Here is a 4,030-nt window from a genome sequence, read left to right on the forward strand (position 1 = left end):
GAATTCGCGCAGCAGCGAAGGCGTCGATTGCGCCGGCTGCTGCACCGGAGGCTTCTTCGGCGCGAGCTTCGGCGGTGCGATCGCGGCAGCCGCATTCGGCGCACCGGGCGTCGATCCGTTGCCCTCGCCGGGCGTCGTCGCGGCGACCGGCGCGTCGCCCTTGGCCTGCTCGCGGCCGACTTCGCGGCGCGGCCAGGAATAGTCGTCGGCGCGGCCCGCGGGCGCCGTGAGCGGCTCGCCCTTGACCAGCGTCCGGGCTGCCAGGGCATCGACGGCCGCCGGGCGCGATCCCGGCCCGCCCAGCAGTTGATCGGTCGAGATCGAGGCGGCGACCAGCGGCACGATCGGCCCGGCGAGCGGCCGCGGCGCGGGCTGGCCCGGCACGGCGTTGACGTCGGGTGTCGCCGGTTCGCTCGGCAGCGCGATCGGCCCGGAGCGGCCTGCGAGCAGGCGCGTGATCTCGCGCTCGACGTAATGCGCAAGCTTGCGCGCGCCGGCCTTGGTGAAGAACACGCCGTCATAGCTGCGCAACTGGCGGATCTGGCCTTCGAAGTCGGGACCCTTTTGCAGGAAGCGGCCGGCCTCGTCGACGAAGCCGTCCCAGACGTCGACATAGGTGATGCCGCCCTTGCCGGCGCCCTCGCGATAGAGCGAGTCCAGGAACAGCATGTCCGCCGTGCCCCTCTGGCCGCGGATCGCCGGCAGCCCGACCCAGAGCACCGGGACGCCCTTGCTCTTGAGGACGCCGATCAGCTCCTCGATCTTCTTGCCGTAGAGCTCGACCCAGCGCTCGTCGCGGAATTCGTAAAGGCCCTTCGGCGAGCGCGCGCTCTTCTCCGGCGCCATGATGTGCGGCGTATCGGCGTTGTCCGCCTCGTCCTGCGGCAGTTCGCCGTCGACGGGCTTGTCGTCCGGCTTGGCGGCTGCATCCGTGCCGTCGGGCTTGGGTTTTGCCTCGCCCGGCTTGCCCTTGTTGCGCGCGTCCTTGTCGTTCTTCTTGTCCTTGGTGTCGGCCTTGTCCGACACCGGCTCGCGGATCGCCACGCGGTCGTTGAGGCCGAGCATGACGACGATGACGTCGGGCTTTTCGGTCTCGAGGATGCCCTTGGCGGCGGCCGCCCAGTCCGACGGCTCGCCCTTGGGCTGGTACTTGATCAGGCCGGAGGTGGTCCGGTGCTTGCGGATCACGCCCATGTCGGGCTGCTCGACATAGGCGTCTTCGAGGCCGTAGGCGAGCCAGTCCGCCATGCCGTCGCCGATCACCAGCACGTTGCGCTCGGGGATCGTCTCGCGTTTGGCCGGCGGCGGCGCGCGCGAGAAATCCTGGCGCGGGGCCTGCGGTTGCTGCTGCTGGAAGGGCGCAAAGAAGTCGCCGCCGAACCAGCCGCGAGACGGCGCGGGCCGCGACCCGCCGAAGCCCGGGAAATTGAAGAACTGCGCCGATGCGGGCCCCGCGATCGAGACCAGGATCGCAAGGGCCGTGCCCAGCGCGATCCGCGGGCCGGTCTCGGTCAGGGCCTTGAACAGGGACTTCGGCTTCGACATGCGGTTCTGGGCGCGCAGGGTTTGGAAAACGCTGAATATAATAACGGAATCGGGCCGCAAGCGGGCAGATTTGATCGGCCATAGACCGGGGATCGCCTGCCGGCGTCAAGGACGGAGGCCGAATTTCGCAGGGCGATCGGGTGAAGAAGTAGGTGACAAGACGGCTTTGAGCTGAATCTGTCGGGGTCCTCTGATTCGATGCGGAGGATGGAGCGATGGACGGGACGGCGGCCGATTGCGCGGCGTTTGACGAGACGACTGTTTTTCTGACCTATTTCAAGGACATGCCGGACCATCGGCAGAAGGGCAAGGTTACTTATCCGCTCGACGAGATTCTGCTCTTGTGTCTGCTGGCGGTACTGGCGGGAGCCGAGGCGTTCACCGACATCGCCCGGTTCGGCGAGAAGAAGCTCGACTTGTTGCGCCGGTTCCGGCCGTTCACGGACGGGACGCCGAGCCACGATCATCTCGGCGACATTTTCGCGACGCTCGACGCCGAAGCCTTCCGGCGCTGTTTCGTGGCCTGGGTTTCGGCGCTGATCGAGACGCCGGCCGAGATCATCGCGATCGACGGCAAGACCTTGCGCCGGTCCGGCTCGAAGAAGAACGCCAAGGCGCCGATCCACATGGTCTCGGCCTTCGCCGCCAGGCAGCGGCTGGTCATGGGACAGATGGCGACAGCGGAAAAATCCAACGAGATCGTCGCCATCCCGGCGCTGCTCGACATGATGGCGATCGAGGGCGCCGTCGTCACCATCGACGCGATCGGCTGCCAGCGCGCCATTGCCAGGAAGATCAAGGACAAGAAGGCCGACTACATCCTCGCGCTCAAGGGCAATCAGGGGGCGCTGCACGAGGATGTGAAATTGTTTGCCGCCGAGCAGAAGGCATGTGGCTTCAAGGGTGCGAAAATCACTCGCCATGAGACGACAGACGGCGAGCACGGCCGCATCGAAACGCGCAAATATACGGCGATCCACGATGTGGGCTGGCTTCAGGAGCGCCACGACTGGCCGGGCCTTGCCGGCGTGATCATGGTCGAAAGCACACGCGAATTGCCCGGCCGGACAGAGCAGGAAACGCGCTTCTACATCACCTCGCTCGCCCTGCCGGCCGCCACCGTCGGCCCGATGATCCGCGACCATTGGGCGATCGAGAACAGCCTGCACTGGGTCATGGACATGGTGTTCCGCGACGACGAATGCCGGGTGCGCACCGAAAACGCCCCGGCCAACTTCGTCACGCTCAAGCACATGGCCGCCAATCTGATCCGAAGGGCCCCCGGCAAGGACTCCCAGCGTCTCCGACGCATGACCGCCGCATGGGACGACGACTTCCTCGCAAGCCTCATCGCCGCCTAAAATCCTTCACCCGATTCCCCTAGGTCAGGACCGGACCCAGGGCGAACACGTCCAGAAATCGCTTGGTCCCGTCGCGGACAGGTGGAATCTCGCGCAGGCCGTAATAATAGCAACCCGGCACGATATTCGGGAAATCCGTCTCGGTCAGGCCGAGCTCGCCGTAGACGCCCGTCGCCGGTATCAGCGTGGAGATGATCGTCGTTGCAATCAGGGCGACCGCAAAGCACAGGATGAACTCCGCCGTCCGCCGCCCCCGACCGAGGAGTGGAAGAAAGACCACGATCAGCAGAACCTGCCATTGAATGGAATTATAGATGAAGAAGAGCGGCCCCACGAGCATCGGGCGGTCGTTCATGAAGTTGAGATAGGCTCGAAAATCCAGCCCGAGCGCGCGGTCAAACGCCAGCAAATTCGCGTCTTGCAGCGGAAGATCGGCCGAAGCCGCGATGTAAGTCATCGACGTCAGGATCGATAGCACGATGGTCATCTGCGCCATCGCAAAGAGACTGAAGTAGACTTTGGAATTGCTCCTCGTCCCTGACACCCTGTTCAGATGGCCCAGCACCCCGTATAGCAGTGCGCCTCCAAGCACGATGAGATAGCCGCGGACCTCGATGCGGAAATCGGTCGAGAGAAGGCATACTGCAAAGACGGCCAGCGCGGCTGCGATTACGACCCAGTTGAGCTGAAAGAGCCGCAGAGCGACTGCGAGTTCGGTGCTCGTCTCCAAACTCGTTTGCACTCCGTCCGATTGTAGACAACGACTGCCTGAGTGCCTCCAAAATGTCATGAACCATTTCCTCGCATTCCGCGAGAACCATGGCGACACAACCCTTAAGATATCAACCACTCATACGTGTATTTATAATTCCGACAACCATCCATTCCTAATGAAATCTAAACGGGCAGCGTTCACGCGGGAGAGGTCCAAGGTTCGATCCCTTGTGCGCCCACCAGCCTTCGCTCGCTTCGCGAGCTTCGGCTGGGCGAGCCAACTCAACTTCATCATGGCGAAGCGAGCGAAGGCTGTCCCGCCGAAGCCTTGGCACAGGCGGACCGCGACCGACGTGCGGCCCCGACTTCGGGCCGCTCGACGAAATCTGCGGTTCAACCCCATGCACAGT

General features: G+C 64.4%; 3 protein-coding genes. 1 reads left to right on the forward strand and 2 read right to left on the reverse strand.

Annotation, left to right across the window (positions count from 1 at the left end; genetic code table 11):
- Nucleotides 1-1,545 (reverse strand): SGNH family hydrolase (locus KGM94_RS23945; protein WP_300264804.1); only part of this gene is annotated, 1,545 nt, incomplete at its 3' end.
- Nucleotides 1,546-1,760: 215 nt separating this feature from the next.
- Here KGM94_RS23945 and KGM94_RS23950 point away from each other — a divergent pair.
- Nucleotides 1,761-2,906 carry an ISAs1 family transposase gene (locus KGM94_RS23950; protein WP_300264807.1) on the forward strand — a complete coding sequence of 382 codons (1,146 nt, stop codon included), beginning with the start codon at nucleotides 1,761-1,763 and terminating at the stop codon, nucleotides 2,904-2,906.
- Between the two features lie 19 nt (nucleotides 2,907-2,925).
- Here KGM94_RS23950 and KGM94_RS23955 read toward each other — a convergent pair whose 3' ends face one another.
- A complete protein-coding gene (locus tag KGM94_RS23955) occupies nucleotides 2,926-3,636 on the reverse strand; it encodes a phosphatase PAP2 family protein (RefSeq protein ID WP_300264810.1) in 711 nt (236 codons plus the stop codon).
- Between the last annotated feature and the right edge of the window lie 394 nt (nucleotides 3,637-4,030).

The organism is Bradyrhizobium sp. (assembly GCF_028868675.1).
Taxonomy (GTDB): Bacteria; Pseudomonadota; Alphaproteobacteria; order Rhizobiales; family Xanthobacteraceae; genus Bradyrhizobium.